Consider the following 17,876-nt stretch of genomic DNA (forward strand, 5'->3'; position numbering starts at 1 on the left):
GACTACTCCCGGCAACTGGACAGCCCGCAGCGCTTTCGGCATAGTCCCGGCCAATCCACGGTCAGAACAACAAGGAAGCGCCCATGGCCACTCTCCTGGTGCTGCACGGCCCCAATCTCAATCTGCTGGGCACCCGCGAGCCTGGCGTCTACGGCGCTACTACCCTCGCGCAGATCAACCAGGACCTGGAGCAGCGCGCCCGCGCCGCCGGCCATCACCTGATGTACCTGCAGAGCAACGCCGAGTACGAATTGATCGACCGCGTACATGCGGCGAAAGGTGAAGGAGTCGACTTCATCCTCATCAATCCGGCGGCTTTCACGCATACCAGCGTCGCATTACGTGACGCGCTGCTGGCGGTGAGCATCCCATTCATCGAAGTGCACCTGTCCAACGTGCACAAGCGCGAACCCTTCCGCCATCACTCCTACTTTTCCGACGTAGCGGTGGGAGTGATCTGCGGCCTTGGCGCCAGCGGTTACCGACTGGCCCTGGAGGCTGCCCTGGAACAATTAGAACGCCCCTGACCTCACCCTTGGGAGTTGCAAAACTATGGATATCCGTAAAGTCAAAAAACTGATCGAGCTGCTGGAAGAGTCCGGTATCGACGAGCTGGAGATCCGCGAGGGCGAAGAGTCCGTGCGCATCAGCCGTCACAGCAAGCAGCCGGCCTACGCCCCGCAGCCGGTATACGCCGCCGCCCCGGCTCCGACCGCCGCTCCGGTAGCCGCTGCCGTTCCGGCCGCCGCTGACGCCGCCCCGGCCACCGCCAAACTGAACGGCCACGTGGTGCGTTCGCCCATGGTCGGCACCTTCTACCGCGCCGCCTCGCCGACCTCGGCCAACTTCGCCGAAGTGGGCCAGAGCGTGAAGAAGGGCGACATCCTGTGCATCGTCGAAGCGATGAAGATGATGAACCACATCGAGGCCGAAGCCAGCGGCGTGATCGAGTCCATCCTGGTGGATAACGGCCAGCCGGTGGAATACGACCAGCCCCTGTTCACCATCGTTTGATGCGCGGGGAGCCTGCGATGCAGCTGGAAAAAGTCCTGATCGCCAACCGTGGCGAAATCGCCCTGCGCATCCTGCGCGCCTGCAAGGAGCTGGGCATCAAGACGGTGGCCGTCTACTCCACCGCCGACCGTGAGCTGATGCACCTGGGCCTGGCCGACGAGACCGTGTGCATCGGCCCGGCGCCCGGCGCCAAGTCCTACCTGAACATCCCGGCGATCATCGCCGCCGCCGAAGTCACCGGCGCCACCGCGATCCACCCCGGCTACGGCTTCCTCGCCGAGAACGCCGACTTCGCCGAGCAGGTGGAGAAATCCGGCTTCGCCTTCATCGGCCCGACCGGTGACGTGATCCGCCTGATGGGCGACAAGGTCTCGGCCAAGAACGCCATGATCAAGTCCGGTGTGCCCGTGGTGCCCGGCTCCGAAGGCCCGCTGCCGGAAGACGAAGAGACCGCGCTGAAGATCGCCCGCGAGGTCGGTTACCCGGTGATCATCAAGGCCGCCGGCGGCGGCGGTGGCCGCGGCATGCGCGTGGTGCACAAGGAAGAAGACCTGATCAAGTCGGCCAAGCTGACCCGCACCGAGGCCGGCGCCGCGTTCGGCAACCCGATGGTCTATCTGGAGAAGTTCCTCGGCAATCCGCGTCACGTGGAAGTCCAGGTGCTGTCCGACGGCCAGGGCAACGCCATCCACCTGGGTGACCGCGACTGCTCGCTGCAGCGCCGCCACCAGAAGGTCCTCGAAGAAGCGCCAGCCCCGGGGATCGACGAGAAGGCTCGCGCCGAAGTACTGCAACGCTGCGTCGATGCCTGCGTCGAAATCGGCTACCGCGGTGCCGGCACCTTCGAGTTCCTCTACGAAGACGGTCGCTTCTACTTCATCGAGATGAACACCCGTGTGCAGGTCGAGCATCCGGTCACCGAGATGGTCACCGGCATCGACATCGTCAAGGAGATGCTCAGCATCGCCGCCGGCAACAAGCTGTCGATCAAGCAGAGCGACGTGGTCATCCGCGGTCACGCCCTGGAGTGCCGGATCAACGCCGAGGACCCGGACAACTTCATGCCCTGCCCCGGCAAGGTCAAGCACTACCACGCCCCGGGCGGCAACGGAGTGCGGGTCGACTCGCACCTGTACAGCGGCTACTCGGTACCGCCGAACTACGACTCGCTGATCGGCAAGCTGATCACCTACGGCAAGGACCGCAGCGAAGCCATGGCGCGCATGCGCAATGCCCTGGACGAGCTGGTGGTGGACGGCATCAAGACCAACATCCCGCTGCACCGCGACCTGACCCGCGACAAGGGCTTCGCCAAGGGTGGCGTGAACATCCACTACCTGGAGAAGAAGCTGGGCATGGACAAGCACTGAGTCCATTCTCGCTTCACCACACGGGCTGCCTGCGGGCGGCCCGTGTGCTTTCCGGTCGGCGCCCGCGGTGGCGGCGACCGTGCCCCTCAAGTAAGCTGCGCGCCCACGCAACACCGCACACGAGGTTCGCCATGCCCTGGTTACAAGTCCGTCTCGCCATCACCCCGGAACAGGCGGAGACCTACGAGGACGCCCTGCTCGGCGTCGGCGCCGTGTCGGTAACCTTCATGGATGCCGAGGACCAGCCGATCTTCGAGCCGGACCTGGGCACCACCCCGCTGTGGTCCAACACCCATCTGCTGGCCCTGTTCGAGGCCGACACCGACCCGGCCAACCTGGTCGCGCACCTGCAGCTGCTCACCGGCGGCGAGCTGCCAGCCCACGAGATCGAGCACATCGCCGACCAGGACTGGGAACGCAGCTGGATGGACAACTTCCAGCCCATGCGCTTCGGCCGCCGCCTGTGGATCGTGCCGAGCTGGCATGCCGCGCCGGAGCCGGAGGCGGTCAACCTGCTGCTCGATCCGGGCCTGGCCTTCGGCACCGGCACCCACCCGACCACCGCACTGTGCCTGGAATGGCTGGACGGCCAGGACCTGGCGGGCTGCAACGTGATCGACTTCGGCTGCGGCTCGGGCATCCTGGCCATCGCCGCCCTGCTGCTCGGCGCGCCACAGGCCATCGGCACCGATATCGACCCGCAGGCACTGGAGGCCTCGCGCGACAACGCCGGACGCAACGGCATCGACCCGGCGCGCTTCCCGGTCTACCTGCCCGCCGACATGCCGCAACAGCCGGCCGAGGTGGTGGTCGCCAACATCCTGGCCGGCCCGCTGGTCTCGCTGGCGCCGCAGATCACCGCTCTGGTCAAGGCCGGCGGCCGCCTGGCGCTGTCCGGCATCCTCGCCGAACAGGCCGAGGAAGTGCGCGCCGCCTACGAGGGCGCCTTCGAGCTCGACCCGACCGCGATCAAGGACGGCTGGGTACGCATCAGCGGGGTGAAGCGCTAGCAGCGCTTGTATTCCCAGGCCCCTGCTTGGGTAAACTAGCGCCCTGTTTCGCACGGACCGCCGCATGACCGACAGTTTCGTCACTCAATGCCCCCACTGCCGTACCAGCTTCCGCATCAGCCGTGCGCAGCTGGGCGCAGCCCATGGCGCCGTGCGCTGCGGGGCCTGCATGCGCGTGTTCAATGCCGCCCAGCAACTGCTGGTCGACCAGAATCGAGTCAGCAAGCCGACTACGCCGGCGCCCGCTGCGACGACGCCACCGCCCGCACCCGTCAGGCCGGCAGCCGCCGCAGAACAACCCAGTGCCATGCAGCAGCCGCGCCCAGCGCCGGTTGCCGCACCAATCACTCCCAGCCAGCCTGCCGCCGTACCGCCGGCACCCGCACCAGCGCCGGCCAAACCGAGCCCGGCACCCGCGGCGGAAAAGAAATCCGTCGACACCCTGTGGATCCACGACGATTTGGACCTGGACAGCCTCGACCTGGACGAGGAACTGGCCAAGCTGGAAGAGCAGGAGATGCAGCTGTCCCGCGAGTTCCTGGCGATGGGCAACGCCGCGCAGAACAACGAGCACCTGCTGCACGGCGAGGAAGAAGACAACCGCCACGACGAGAGCTGGGCCGAATCGCTGATCAAGGACGAGCCGCCGCGCAAGCCGGAAGCCATGCAGATGGCGCGCCCACGCGTGGAGCCGCTGCCCGAACCGCAATACCAGCCGGAGCCCAGACCAGAGACGCGCCCGGAGCCGATCCCAACTCCGCCCCCCGCACCAGCCGCCAGGGTCGAAGCGCCCCGCAAGGCGAAGCCGCTCGAGGAACTGGAGAGCGACCGTGACGAGCCGTCCCTGGGCGATCTCAGCGCCGATGAGGACGCCGAGGAAATCGGCGACGGCGACTACGGCATCGCCGCCGAGCAGCCTGCCAAGCCCGCGCGCAGCGAGCCGGCACTGCGCGACAACGGCCTGCTGGACCTGAATGACGACCCGCTGCACCTCGACTGGCAACAGCCGAAGAAGCCCTGGGGCCGCTGGATCGGCTGGGGCCTGCTGAACCTGATCGCCGCCGGCGCCCTGGTCACCCAGTACGTGATCTACCACTTCGAGGAACTGGCCCGCCAGGACCAGTACCGCCCCTGGTTCGAGACCATCTGTCCGGAAATCGGCTGCTCCCTGCCGTCCAAGGTCGATATCTCCCAGGTGCGCAGCACCAACCTGGTGGTGCGCAGCCACCCGCAGTACATGGATGCGCTGATGGTCGACGCCATCCTCTACAACCGCGCCCAGTTCGCTCAGCCGTTCCCACTGCTGGAGTTGCGCTTCGCCGACCTCAACGGCCAACTGATCGCCAGCAGCCGCTTCCGCCCCAGCGAGTACCTCAGCGGCGAGCTGGCCGGCCAGGACGAGATGCCGCCGCAGACGCCGATCCACATCTCCCTGGAGATCAAGGACCCGGGCGCCAAGGCGGTCAACTACAGCCTCAGCTTCCACTCCCCGGAATAGGCCGAAAACGCCGGATTTCCGGCGTTTGCGCCACTTCACCTAGCCAACGGCGATAACCCGATGGCTGCTCATAATTTGTTCAAAACAGCCTTTATCCGGTCACCGAGAGCGGGTATCATGCCCTCCCTTTTTCGCACTCCCCCGATCGCCGTTCCGCACTTTGGCAGGCTACGCCATTGCCCGAAACGACCCTCGAGACAACAGGGATGACCATGTCGGTGGTACGCATCGGCCCTTACACACTGCCCAATCAGCTGATCCTCGCCCCCATGGCGGGCGTCACCGATCAGCCGTTCCGGCAGCTGTGCCGGCGCCTCGGCGCCGGGCTGGTGGTCTCGGAGATGGTCACCAGCGACGTGCGCCTGTGGAACAGCCGCAAGTCCAGCCTGCGCATGATCCACACCGGTGATCCCGAGCCGCGCTCGGTGCAGATCGCCGGTGGCGATCCCGAGATGCTGGCCGAGGCCGCTCGTCGCAATGTGGAGATGGGCGCGCAGATCATCGACATCAACATGGGCTGCCCGGCCAAGAAGGTCTGCAACAAGGCCGCCGGTTCTGCACTGATGAAAGATGAAGAATTGGTGACGGCGATCCTCAACGCCGTGGTCAGCGCCGTCCACGTGCCGGTGACCCTGAAGATCCGCACCGGCTGGGATCGCGCCAACAAGAACGGCATCACCGTGGCCAAGATCGCCGAACAGGCCGGCATCGCCGCCCTCGCCGTGCACGGCCGCACCCGCGCCGACCTGTACACCGGCGAGGCCGAATACGACACCATCGCCGCCATCAAGCAGGCGATCTCGATTCCGGTGTTCGCCAATGGCGACATCGATTCGCCGCACAAGGCCAAGGCAGTGCTCGACGCCACTGGCGCCGACGCCCTGCTGATCGGTCGTGCGGCGCAGGGGCGACCGTGGATCTTCCGCGAGATCGCCCACTACCTGGCGACCGGCAAGGAGCTGCCGGCGCCAACGCTGTACGAAGTAGAACGAATCCTGCTGGAGCACCTGGCCGCGCTGCATGCCTTCTATGGCGACCTGATGGGCGTACGCATCGCCCGCAAGCATGTCGGCTGGTACCTGGCAACGCTACCCGGCGCCCGCGAGTTCCGCGCCGAGTTCAATCGTCTGGAAAGTACGGACGCGCAGTACACCGCCGCTCGGCAGTTCTTCGCCGAGCAGAACAATAAAGGAGAAGGGGTGGCCGCATGACGAGGATGACCGAGCCTTTTTTTGAGCAATCAGTTTTTGATGGGGCAGTACCCGTGAGCGACAACGCCAACCTGAAGCAGCACCTGAACACTCCGTTCGAGCAGGGCCAGACCCTGCGCGACAGCGTGGAGAAGGCTCTGCACAACTACTTCGCCCATCTCGAAGGGGCCGACGTCACCGACGTCTACAACCTGGTCCTGACCGAGGTCGAAGCGCCGCTGCTGGAAACCGTGATGAACTACGTCAAGGGCAACCAGACCAAGGCCTCCGAGCTGCTCGGCCTGAACCGCGGCACCCTGCGCAAGAAGCTCAAGCAATACGATCTGCTGTAAGCCTCGAATACATGGAAAAGGGCGGCCCCCAATACAAAAAAAGGGGTCGCCTTTTTTACTGAATCTCCAGCTCCGATGGACTTTGCAATGACCGACCAGACCACCCGCCTCCCCGTTCGCCGCGCCCTGATCAGCGTCTCCGACAAGACCGGCATCCTCGAGTTCGCCCGCGAGCTCGTCAGCCTGGGCGTGGAAATCCTCTCCACCGGCGGCACCTACAAGCTGCTCAAGGACAACGGCGTCGCGGCCGTGGAAGTGGCCGACTACACCGGCTTCCCGGAAATGATGGACGGTCGCGTCAAGACCCTGCACCCGAAGATCCACGGCGGCATCCTCGGCCGTCGCGCCCTCGACGGCGACGTGATGGAGCAGCACGGCATCAAGCCGATCGACCTGGTCGCGGTCAACCTCTACCCCTTCGCCGCCACCGTGGCCAAGCCGGGCTGTGACCTGGCCGACGCCATCGAGAACATCGATATCGGCGGCCCGACCATGGTCCGCTCCGCCGCGAAGAACCACAAAGACGTGGCCATCGTGGTCAACGCCAGCGACTACGCCGGCATCGTCGAGTCGCTGAAGGCCGGTGGCCTGACCTACGCCCAGCGCTTCGACCTGGCGCTGAAGGCCTTCGAGCACACCGCCGCCTACGACGGCATGATCGCCAACTACCTGGGCACCATCGACCAGAGCCGCGACACCCTGTCGACCGAAGCGCGCGGCTCCTTCCCGCGTACCTTCAACAGCCAGTTCATCAAGGCCCAGGAAATGCGCTACGGCGAGAACCCGCACCAGAGCGCGGCGTTCTACGTGGAAGCGCAGAAGGGCGAGGCCAGCGTCGCCACCGCCATCCAGCTGCAGGGCAAGGAACTGTCGTTCAACAACGTGGCCGACACTGACGCCGCGCTGGAATGCGTGAAGAGCTTCGTCAAGCCGGCCTGCGTCATCGTCAAACACGCCAACCCGTGCGGCGTGGCCGTGGCCACCGACGCCGAAGGCGGCATCCGCAAGGCCTATGACCTGGCCTACGCCACCGACACCGAGTCGGCCTTCGGCGGCATCATCGCCTTCAACCGCGAGCTGGACGGCGAGACCGCCAAGGCCATCGTCGAGCGCCAGTTCGTCGAAGTGATCATCGCCCCGAAAATCTCCCAGGCCGCCCGCGACGTGGTCGCCGCCAAGGCCAACGTGCGGCTACTCGAGTGCGGCGAGTGGCCGGCCGAACGCAGCGCCGGTTGGGACTTCAAGCGCGTCAACGGTGGCCTGCTGGTACAGAGCCGCGACATCGGCATGATCAAGGCCGAAGACCTGAAGATCGTCACCAAGCGCGCGCCGAGCGAGCAGGAAATCCATGACCTGATCTTCGCCTGGAAAGTGGCCAAGTTCGTCAAATCCAACGCCATCGTCTACGCCAAGGGCCGCCAGACCATCGGTGTCGGCGCCGGCCAGATGAGCCGCGTCAACTCCGCGCGCATCGCCGCGATCAAGGCCGAGCACGCCGGCCTGCAGGTCGCCGGCTCGGTGATGGCCTCCGACGCCTTCTTCCCGTTCCGCGACGGCCTGGACAATGCGGCCAAGGTCGGCATCACCGCGGTGATCCAGCCGGGTGGCTCGATGCGCGATGCGGAAGTCATCGCCGCGGCCGACGAAGCCGGCATCGCCATGGTGTTCACCGGTATGCGCCACTTCCGCCACTAAGTGGCGCGGCCGCGCTGAAGCAGGCGTCTGCGTTGTTGCGGATGACTTCGCTAATGCTCATTGCCAGCCGGCAACTGCGCTTATCGAAGCCATCCGCGCCTAGCATCCACCAGCTCCATCGCGGCCCGAAAGATTTGCGTCGTAGCCCGGATGAAATCCGGGGACACCCCACTCAAAAGCCCCGGATTGCATCCGGGCTACGGTCAGGAGATACCCCATGAACGTATTGATCATCGGCAGCGGCGGCCGCGAGCACGCCCTGGCCTGGAAAGTGGCGCAGGACAAGCGCGTCGAGAAAGTCTTCGTCGCCCCGGGCAACGCCGGCACCGCCACCGAAGCCAAGTGCGAGAACGTGAGCATCGACGTGCTGGCCATCGAGCAGCTGGCGGACTTCGCCGAGAAGAACGTGCAGCTGACCATCGTCGGCCCGGAAGCGCCGCTGGTGAAGGGCGTGGTCGACCTGTTCCGCTCGCGCAAGCTGGACATCTTCGGCCCCACCGCCGCCGCCGCCCAGCTGGAAGGTTCCAAGGCCTTCACCAAGGACTTCCTGGCCCGCCACAACATCCCCACCGCCGACTACCAGAACTTCACCGAAGTCGAGCCGGCGCTGGCCTACCTGCGTGCGAAAGGTGCGCCGATCGTGGTCAAGGCCGACGGCCTGGCTGCCGGTAAAGGCGTGATCGTCGCCATGACCCTGGAAGAGGCCGAAGAGGCCGTGCGCGACATGCTGTCGGGCAACGCCTTCGGCGACGCCGGTGCGCGCGTGGTGATCGAGGAGTTCCTCGACGGCGAAGAAGCTTCCTTCATCGTCATGGTCGACGGCAAGAACGTGCTGCCGATGGCCACCAGCCAGGACCACAAACGTGTCGGCGACGGCGACACCGGCCCGAACACCGGCGGCATGGGCGCCTACTCGCCGGCCCCGGTGGTCACCGCCAACGTGCACCAGCGCGTGATGGACGAAGTGATCTACCCGACCGTGCGCGGCATGGCTGCCGAAGGCAACGTCTACACCGGCTTCCTCTACGCAGGCCTGATGATCGACAAGGCCGGCAAGCCCAAGGTCATCGAGTTCAACTGCCGCTTCGGCGACCCGGAAACCCAGCCGATCATGGTGCGCCTGGAAAGCTCCCTGGTGCTGCTGGTCGAGGCCGCCCTGGCCAAGGCGCTGGACAAGGTCGAAGCGACCTGGGACCCGCGTCCGACCGTGGGTGTGGTGATCGCCGCCGGCGGTTACCCGGCCGACTACGCCAAGGGCGACGTGATCGAAGGCCTGGACGCCGCCGCCAAGATCGACGGCAAGGTGTTCCACGCCGGTACCGCGCTGAATGCAGCTGGCCAAGTGGTCACCGCCGGCGGCCGCGTGCTGTGCGCCACCGCCATCGGCAAGAGCGTGTCCGACGCCCAGCAGCAGGCCTATCGCCTGGCCGAGCAGATCCGCTGGAACGGCAGCTTCTACCGCAAGGACATCGGCTACCGCGCCATCGCCCGCGAGCAAGGCGAGAGCTGAGTTTCAGCCGATAGAAAAAAGGCCCCGCAGTGCGGGGCCTTTTCATTTGCGGAGGGCGATCAGTGCCAGTTGCGCAGATCGCGATCCTTGGTCTCCGGCATCAGGAACAGGCCGATGATGAAGGTCATCACTGCCACCACGATCGGGTACCACAGCCCGTAGTAGATATCGCCGGTGGCGGCGACCATCGCGAAGGCGGTGGTCGGCAGGAAGCCGCCGAACCAGCCGTTGCCGATGTGGTACGGCAACGACATCGCGGTATAGCGGATGCGGGTCGGGAACAACTCCACCAGCAGCGCCGCGATGGGCCCGTAAACCATGGTCACGAACAGCACCAGCACGGTCAGCAGCAGCACCAGCATCGGCGTGTTGATCTGCGCCGGGTCGGCCTTGGCCGGGTAGCCGGCACCGCGGATCACCTCGGTCATCCTGGCGTTGAAGGCGTCGGACTCGGCCTTGAACAGCTCGGCCGGCATGCCGACGCCGGAGAACGAGGCGATGGTCTGCTCGCCGATACGGATGCTCGCCGGGGTGCCGGCCGGCGCCTCCTCGTTGGCGTAGTTCACCGAGTTGCGGGCGAGGAAGCCCTTGGCGATGTCGCAGGAGGTGACGAACTTCGCGGTGCCCACCGGGTTGAACTGGAACGAGCACTCGTTGGGGTCGGCCACCACCGTCACCGGCGCCGAGACCTGGGCCTGCTCCAGCGCCGGGTTGGCGTAGTGGGTGATCAGGCCGAACAGCGGGAAGTAGGTCAGCGCCGCGATCAGGCAACCGCCGAGGATGATCGGCTTGCGCCCGATCTTGTCCGACAGCCAGCCGAACACGATGAAGAACGGCGTGCCGATCAACAATGACAGCGCGATCAGGATATTGGCCGTGGCGGCCTCCACCTTGAGCGTCTGGGTCAGGAAGAACAGCGCGTAGAACTGCCCGGTGTACCAGACCACCGCCTGGCCGGCGGTGCCGCCGAACAGGGCGACCAGCGCCACCTTGGCGTTCTCCCAGCGACCGAAGGCCTCGGTCAGCGGCGCCTTGGAGGTTTTGCCCTCCTCCTTCATCTTCTTGAAGGCCGGGCTCTCGCTGAGGGTCAGGCGAATCCACACCGAGATGGCCAGCAACAGGATCGACAGCAGGAACGGGATGCGCCAGCCCCAGGCGGCGAACGCTTCTTCGCCCAGCCAGGTGCGGGTACCGAGGATCACCAGCAGCGAGAGGAACAGGCCCAGCGTGGCGGTGGTCTGGATCCACGAGGTGTAGAAGCCGCGCCGGCCGTGCGGCGCATGCTCGGCCACGTAGGTCGCCGCACCACCGTATTCACCGCCGAGGGCCAGGCCCTGGAACAGCCGCAGGACGATGAGGATGATCGGCGCCGCGATGCCCCAACTGGCATACGAGGGCAGGATGCCGACGATAAAGGTCGACAGGCCCATGATCATGATGGTGATGAGGAAGGTGTACTTACGTCCGACCAGGTCGCCCAGGCGACCGAAGAAGATCGCGCCGAACGGTCGTACCGCGAAGCCGGCGGCGAAGGCCATGAGGGCGAAGATGAAGGCCGCGGTCGGGTTGACCCCGGAGAAGAACTGCGCCGCGATGATCGCCGAGAGAGAACCGTACAGGTAGAAGTCGTACCACTCGAAGACCGTGCCGAGGGATGAGGCGAAAATGACTTTCCGCTCCTCGGCGGTCATGGGTCCGGCCTGTGCCTGGCCGGCATCTGCCGTTGCTACGCTCATGGGGTGCCTCCCGACGCCAGTCGGCAGAGAGCGAGGATCGCCCTTTACCCGGACGTCTTTTCTTGTGATTGTTGTTCTGACTTGGAAGGCTAGTCGGGCGTTGCGCGAGCGGCATTAGACCTTAGTCTAATGCCCGGCAAATTTGTGGTAGAAGCACGCCCGTCCTGAGTGGCCTGGGCAAAACCGTCTCGATGGCCGATTCGGGACGGGTTACAGGGTAAAGATGCGGTAAAGCTCCCACTAAGGCCGCCGCCACGACTGCCTTTTGTGTATTACCCATAGCTATAATCCGGAAATCTATCGAAGAAGGGACTCCGCCGTGCGCCGGCTCTGGATCGCCACAGGACTCATCGTCAGCCTGCTCCTGGGTCTGCCGGCTCTGGCCACGGCTGCGCCGACGGCCGAGGAGAGCTGGTCGATCCTGCTCGACAAGTCGGCCCAGCTGACCTTCGACGAGGTCCAAGCCCAGAGCTCTCGCTTCCAACCGCTCGACCGTCTCGCCTTCACCCTCCCCGCTTCGCCCCAGGCCATCTGGCTGAAAGTCGATACCGCCGCCCTCTCCGCCCCGCACTGGCTGTGGCTGTTCGCCCCACGCGTGCAGCACCTGGACTTCTACCTGGTCAGGGACGGCGTGCTGGAGCAGCAGCTGCGCACCGGCGAGGCCCTGACCCTGAGCTCGCGACCGCTGCCGTCGCGGGCCTACCTGTTCAGCCTGCCCAACGACAACCTGCCGCGGGTCGCCTACCTGCGCATGACCTCCAACCACGCGCTGATGATGTGGTTCAAGGTGATCGACGAGACCCAGCTGGTCGCCCAGGAGAAGCCGGCCTACCTGTTCGGCGCCCTGCTCGGCGGCCTGCTGTTGCTGGCGCTGTTCAACCTGCTGCGCATGGCCTACTCGCCGACCGCCAGCAACCTGTGGCTGGCCGGCATGCATGTCGCCCTGGCCCTGTGCGCCACCGCCAACATCGGCCTGCTGGCGGTGCTGCTGCCGGAGCAGAGCTACAACCAGTCGCTGATCGCCGACCTGGCGGCGCTCAGCGCCGCCCTGTGCATCCTCGGCTACACCCGCTTCTTCTTCAGCGGCAGCCCGGCCGAGCGCAGCCCACTGCGCCACGTGCTGCACCTGGAATTCGCCGTGCTCGCCGCGGCCGCGGCCATGATCGGCTTCACCGGCCTGTTCTGGCACAGCTGGCTGGTCTACGGCCTGGTGGTGCTGGTCGCGCTGACCGTGCCGGCCGTGGCCTTCGTCCACTGGCGCGGCGGCTACCGCCCGGCACGCCTGATCTTCGCCGGCTTGCTGATCTTCGATATCGGCTTCGCCACCCTCGGCCCGGTACTGTTCGGCTTCGACCAGCTCAACCCCGGCTGGCTGGTACTCTGCCTGTTCAGCGTGGCCATGATCGCCGGCCTGGTGCTGAGCATCGCGCTGTCCGAGCGTCAGCGGCAGATCCAGAGCGACACCCTGTTCCGCCGCACCAGCGAGGCCGCCACCAGCGCCGAGCTGAAGGCCAAGGCCGAGTTCCTGGCCAAGATGAGCCACGAGATCCGCACGCCCATGAACGGCGTGCTGGGCATGACCGAGCTGCTGCTCGGCACACCGTTGTCGGCCAAGCAGCGCGACTACGTGCAGACCATTCACAGCTCCGGCAACGAGCTGCTGACTCTGATCAACGAGATTCTCGACATCTCCAAGCTGGAGTCCGGGCAGATCGAGCTGGACGACGTGCAGTTCGACCTCAACGCGCTGATCGACGACTGCCTGGACATCTTCCGCGCCAAGGCCGAGCAGCAGAAGGTCGAGCTGATCAGCTTCACCCAGCCGCAGGTGCCGCGGGTGATCAGCGGCGATCCGACGCGCCTGCGGCAGATCCTCATGAGCCTGCTGGACAACGCCTTCCGCCAGACCGACGAGGGCGAGATCCTGCTGGTGGTGGCACTGGATACCGAGGGCAAGGCCCCGCGCCTACGCATCGCCGTGCAGGACAGCGGCCGCCCGCTGGAGCCGAGCGAGCGCGACGCGCTGCTCAACACCCAGCTGCACAGCAGTGACTTCCTTAGCGCCAGCAAGCTCGGCGGCCGCCTCGGCCTGATCATCGCGCGCCAGCTGGTGCGCCTGATGGAAGGCGAGTTCGGCGTGCAGAGCGGCGGCAGCGCCGGCAGCACCCTGTGGCTGACCCTGCCGCTCGACCCGCAACGCCTGGAGCAGCCCACCGCCGACCTCGACGGCCCGCTGCAGGGTGCCCGTCTGCTGGTGGTGGACGACAACGAGACCTGCCGCAAGGTGCTGCAGCAGCAGTGCGCGGCCTGGGGCCTGCAGGTCAGCGCCGTGGCGTCCGGCAAGGAAGCCCTGGCCCTGCTGCGCACCAAGGCGCACCTGCGCGAGTTCTTCGATGCGGTGCTGCTGGACCAGGAAATGCCCGGCATGACCGGCATGCAGCTGGCGGCCAAGATCAAGGAAGACCCCAACCTCAACCACGACATCCTGCTGATCATGCTCACCGGCATCAGCAATGCGCCGAGCAAGATCATCGCGCGCAACGCCGGGATCAAGCGCATTCTGGCCAAGCCGGTGGCAGGCTACACGCTGAAGACCACCCTGGCCGACGAGCTGGCCCAGCGCCAGGCCGGCGCGCCGCAACAGCTGCAGGTCGACAGCGGCCCGCTGCAGGTGCCGGAAGACTTCCGCATCCTGGTGGCCGAGGACAACAGCATTTCCACCAAGGTCATCCGCGGCATGCTCAACAAGCTCAACCTGCGCCCGGACACCGCCAGCAACGGCGAGGAGGCCCTGCGCGCCATGCAGGAGCAGCAGTACGACCTGGTGCTGATGGACTGCGAGATGCCGGTGCTCGACGGCTTCTCCGCCACCGAGCAGCTGCGCGCCTGGGAACAGCGCGAACAGCGTGGGCGCACCCCGGTGGTGGCGCTGACCGCGCATATCCTCGCCGAGCACAAGGAGCGCGCGCGCCAGGTCGGCATGGACGGTCACATGTCCAAGCCGGTGGAGATGTCGCAACTGCGCGACCTGATCGCCCACTGGGTGGGTGAACGCGAGCGCCGCCAGCGCGACGCCCTGCCCTCCTGAGACGCTGGCGGTGGTCGACCATCGCCTTCTATGCTGTGCCCGTCCGCCCCTGAAGAGCCCTGTCCATGCTGTCGCTGCTGTTCACCGTCTATCTGAAGATGCTGGTCCTCTACAGCCCGTTCTTCGTGCTGTCCTGCTTCATCAGCCTGACCCCGGGCTATAGCGCCAAGGAGCGCAAGAGGCTGGCCTGGAAGGTGGCACTCGGCACCCTGGTGTCCAGCGTACTGCTCTACCTGTTCGGCCAGACCATCTTCGAGATCTTCGGCATCACCGCCGACGCCTTCCGCATCGGTGCGGGCTCGGTTCTGTTCATCTCCGCCCTGGGCATGGCCCAGGGCAAGTCGGCGGTGCAGGCGGACAACGTGCAGCAGGACGTCACCATCGTACCGCTGACCATTCCGCTCACCGTCGGCCCCGGCACCATCGGTGCGCTGCTGGTGATGGGCATCAGCCAGCCGCAGTGGGACGACAAGCTGGCCGCCATCATCGCCATCGCCATTGCCAGCGCCACCGTCGGCCTGGTGCTGTATCTCTCCGATAAGGTCGAGCGCCTGCTCGGCCAGCAGGGCCTGCAGATCCTCAGCCGCCTGATGGGCCTGTTCGTCTGCGCCCTGGCCGCGCAGATCATCTTCACCGGCGTGCGCGGTTACCTCGCCCCCTGATTCCCGCCCCCTCCTGGCGCACCACCCCGGCCCGCCGGCCCCCAAACGGGGCGACGGCGTCTCTTTGCGCGCGCACAGAAGAGATAAATAACTTACAAAACAATAAGTTAACGAACTGGCACAACATCTGCTCTGGAAATTCCAACTTGGATACAAGAAGGAATCTAGAAAGATGTCCCATCCCGGATTCGGCTGGACCCTGAGCGAATGGCAGCAGGCCTATCGCAGCGAGAACCTGCAACCGAGCGTGCTGGCCGAGCTGCTCGCCGAGCTGAGCGCCGACGATCCGGCCTGGATCGCCCTGGCTACTCAGGCCCAGTTGCAGGCCCAGCTCGACGCCCTAGCCGAGCGCCTGGCAGCCGTCGAAGGTGATCTGGGCAAACTGCCGCTGTACGGCGTGCCCTTCGCCATCAAGGACAACATCGACGCCGCCGGCTGGCCCACCACCGCCGCCTGCCCCGAGTTCGCCTACACGGCTGAGGCGGATGCCACAGTGGTCGCCAAACTGCGCGCCGCCGGCGCCATCGTCATCGGCAAGACCAACCTCGACCAGTTCGCCACCGGCCTGGTTGGCACCCGCTCACCCTATGGCGCGGTGCCCAACAGTTTCGATGCGGATTACGTCAGCGGCGGCTCCAGCTCCGGTTCCGCCAGCGTGGTGGCGCGCGGCCTGGTGCCCTTCGCCCTCGGTACCGACACCGCCGGCTCCGGCCGCGTGCCGGCCGGCTTCAACAATATCGTCGGGCTCAAGCCGACCAAGGGCTGGCTGTCCACCAGCGGCCTGGTGCCGGCCTGCCGCACCCTGGACTGCATCTCGGTGTTCGCCCTGACCGTGGCCGATGCTCAGGCCGTGGCAAACATCGCCGGCGGCTATGACGCCAGCGATGCCTACAGCCGCAAGAATCCCAACAGCGCCAAGGTCGGCATGCCGGCCAGGCCGCGCCTGGCCGTGCCGGCCGCGCCGGAATTCTTCGGCGATGCGCAGAACCAGGCCGTGTTCGAACAGGCGCTGGGCAAGCTGCGCGAGCTGGGCGCCGAGGTCGAGGCCATCGACTTCACCCCCTTCCGCGAACTGGCCGAGCAGCTCTATTACGGCTCCTGGGTCGCTGAGCGCACGGTGGCGCTGGAAGCTGTCGAGCCCGCCCATATCAACCCGGTGGTGCGCGGCATCGTCGCGGGTGGCGAAAAATACAGCGCCTGCGACGCCTACAAGGCCGAGTACATTCGCGCCGAGCTGGCGCGCAGGATCAACGACGCCCTGGCCCGCTTCGACGCCCTGGTGGTGCCGACCTCGCCGACCATCCGCACCCTGGCCGAGATGGCCGTCGAGCCGGTGCTATTCAACAGCCAGTTCGGCACCTACACCAACTTCACCAACCTCGCCGATCTCGCCGCCCTGGCCGTGCCCGCCGGGTTCCGTGCCGACGGTCTGCCCGCCGGCATCACCCTGCTCGCCCCGGCCTGGCACGACCAGGCCCTGGCCGCGTTCGGCCGGCGCTGGCAGGAATTCCTCGCCCTGCCGCTGGGCGCCACCCAACGCGCCCTGCCCGCCCAGCCGAGCATCGGCCAGGCCCCAGGCAGCGTGCGGGTCGCCGTGGTCGGTGCGCACCTCACCGGTATGCCGCTGAACTTCCAGCTGCTCACCCGCGACGCCGTGCTGGTCGAGCAGACCACCAGCGCCGCCAGCTATCGCCTCTACGCCCTGCCCGGCACCGTGCCGCCCAAGCCGGGCCTGGCGCGGGTCAGTGAGGACGGCGCCGAGATCATCGTCGAGCTGTGGGACGTGCCGCAGGCGCGCTTCGGCGAGTTCGTCGCCGAGATCCCGCCGCCGCTGGGCATCGGCAATCTGCAGCTGGCGGACGGACGCTGGGTCAAGGGCTTTATCTGCGAGCCGTACGCGCTTGAGGGAGCAAGGGATATCACCAGCTTCGGCGGCTGGCGCGCCTTCATCGCCAGCCTCAAGGGCTGAGCCCATGTCCAAGCGCGCGGCACCACCCAGCCTGGCCGACGCCATCTACCGGCAGCTCAAGGAGGACATCTTCGAGTTCCGCCTGCTGCCGGGCGATCGCTTCTCCGAGGGCGAGGTGGCCGAGCGCATGGCGGTCAGCCGCACGCCGGTGCGCCAGGCGCTGTATCGCCTGCAGCGCGAGGGTCAGGTGCAGGTGCACTTTCGCAGCGGCTGGCAGGTCAGCCCGCTGGACTTCGAGCAGTTCGAGGAACTCTACGACCTGCGCATCCTGCTGGAACTGGAAGCGGTACGCCGCCTGTGCCAGCGCCCCGAAGTCGAGCCGAGCCCCGCACTGCAACAACTCAGTCGCACCTGGTTGGTGCAACCCGAGCAGCGCCTGCGGGATGGCAGGGCGGTTTCCCTGCTCGACGAACAGTTCCATTGCCAGCTGGTGGAGGCCGGCGGCAATCGCGAGATGGCCCGCGTGCACCTGGAGGTCACCGAGAAGATCCGCATTCTAAGGCGCCTGGACTTCACCCAGACGCCACGGATTGCCGCCACTTACGACGAACACGGACGGATTCTTGGCGCGATCCTCGCGCGCCGTTGCGAAGAGGCACAGCTATTGCTCAGGACCCATATCGAGGAGAGCAAGGCGGAAGTGCGCAAGATCACCCTGCACATGTTGCACAGCGCTCGACAGAAGGTGCCGGTGACGCGGGGTGAAGGCGATGACCTTGGTTCCACTGCCACAACGGATAACAACAACCCAGCAGTTCAACACTCAAGCTCGTGAATGGAG

At 66.2% G+C, this 17,876-nt stretch carries 14 protein-coding genes; 13 read left to right on the forward strand and 1 reads right to left on the reverse strand.

The features are described from left to right. Positions 1–83: 83 nt before the first annotated feature. The 9 genes from aroQ (at position 84) to purD (ending at position 9,640) form a co-directional block, all read left to right on the forward strand. Complete coding sequence (aroQ, locus tag OH686_RS07445) at positions 84–527, forward strand: type II 3-dehydroquinate dehydratase (protein ID WP_192396604.1); 444 nt, start codon at positions 84–86, stop codon at positions 525–527. A 25-nt stretch (positions 528–552) separates the two neighbouring features. Beyond that, entirely contained in the window at positions 553–1,014 is a 462-nt protein-coding gene (gene accB, locus OH686_RS07450) for an acetyl-CoA carboxylase biotin carboxyl carrier protein (RefSeq protein ID WP_289537357.1), read from the forward strand. A gap of 17 nt (positions 1,015–1,031) precedes the next feature. Next, a complete protein-coding gene (accC, locus tag OH686_RS07455; RefSeq protein WP_289537360.1) occupies positions 1,032–2,384 on the forward strand; it encodes an acetyl-CoA carboxylase biotin carboxylase subunit in 1,353 nt (450 codons plus the stop codon). Positions 2,385–2,515: 131 nt separating this feature from the next. Next, the gene (prmA, locus tag OH686_RS07460; protein WP_289537362.1) at positions 2,516–3,394 is read left to right on the forward strand and encodes a 50S ribosomal protein L11 methyltransferase; all 879 of its coding nucleotides are present in this window, start codon (positions 2,516–2,518) and stop codon (positions 3,392–3,394) included. Positions 3,395–3,458: 64 nt separating this feature from the next. Then, positions 3,459–4,892, forward strand: a complete 1,434-nt coding sequence (locus OH686_RS07465) for a DUF3426 domain-containing protein (RefSeq protein WP_289537365.1) — start codon at positions 3,459–3,461, stop codon at positions 4,890–4,892. 212 nt (positions 4,893–5,104) lie between these two features. After that, a complete protein-coding gene (gene dusB / locus OH686_RS07470) occupies positions 5,105–6,103 on the forward strand; it encodes a tRNA dihydrouridine synthase DusB (RefSeq protein ID WP_289537367.1) in 999 nt (332 codons plus the stop codon). Then, entirely contained in the window at positions 6,100–6,435 is a 336-nt protein-coding gene (fis, locus tag OH686_RS07475; RefSeq protein ID WP_043307105.1) for a DNA-binding transcriptional regulator Fis, read from the forward strand. Before dusB ends, fis begins: the two co-directional genes overlap by 4 nt. Before the next feature lie 87 nt (positions 6,436–6,522). Beyond that, entirely contained in the window at positions 6,523–8,130 is a 1,608-nt protein-coding gene (purH, locus tag OH686_RS07480; protein WP_289537370.1) for a bifunctional phosphoribosylaminoimidazolecarboxamide formyltransferase/IMP cyclohydrolase, read from the forward strand. Positions 8,131–8,347: 217 nt separating this feature from the next. Beyond that, entirely contained in the window at positions 8,348–9,640 is a 1,293-nt protein-coding gene (gene purD, locus OH686_RS07485) for a phosphoribosylamine--glycine ligase (protein ID WP_289537372.1), read from the forward strand. Positions 9,641–9,699: 59 nt separating this feature from the next. Here the strand turns inward: purD and OH686_RS07490 are convergent, their stop codons facing one another. Beyond that, positions 9,700–11,376 carry an MFS transporter gene (locus OH686_RS07490; RefSeq protein WP_289537374.1) on the reverse strand — a complete coding sequence of 559 codons (1,677 nt, stop codon included), beginning with the start codon at positions 11,374–11,376 and terminating at the stop codon, positions 9,700–9,702. A gap of 319 nt (positions 11,377–11,695) precedes the next feature. On the opposite strand from OH686_RS07490, the gene OH686_RS07495 reads away from it, so the two are divergent. The 4 genes from OH686_RS07495 (at position 11,696) to OH686_RS07510 (ending at position 17,870) form a co-directional block, all read left to right on the forward strand. Then, a complete protein-coding gene (locus OH686_RS07495; RefSeq protein ID WP_289537377.1) occupies positions 11,696–14,464 on the forward strand; it encodes a hybrid sensor histidine kinase/response regulator in 2,769 nt (922 codons plus the stop codon). A gap of 68 nt (positions 14,465–14,532) precedes the next feature. Next, positions 14,533–15,126, forward strand: a complete 594-nt coding sequence (tspR, locus tag OH686_RS07500; RefSeq protein WP_371920159.1) for a type III secretion system genes modulator TspR — start codon at positions 14,533–14,535, stop codon at positions 15,124–15,126. A gap of 172 nt (positions 15,127–15,298) precedes the next feature. After that, complete coding sequence (gene atzF, locus OH686_RS07505) at positions 15,299–17,095, forward strand: allophanate hydrolase (RefSeq protein WP_289537380.1); 1,797 nt, start codon at positions 15,299–15,301, stop codon at positions 17,093–17,095. 4 nt (positions 17,096–17,099) lie between these two features. Then, on the forward strand, positions 17,100–17,870 hold the full coding sequence (locus OH686_RS07510) for a GntR family transcriptional regulator (RefSeq protein WP_289537383.1): 771 nt from the start codon (positions 17,100–17,102) through the stop codon (positions 17,868–17,870). Positions 17,871–17,876 lie beyond the last annotated feature (6 nt).

Origin of the sequence: Pseudomonas sp. SO81, from assembly GCF_030374125.1 — a bacterium.
Lineage (GTDB): Bacteria > Pseudomonadota > Gammaproteobacteria > Pseudomonadales > Pseudomonadaceae > Aquipseudomonas.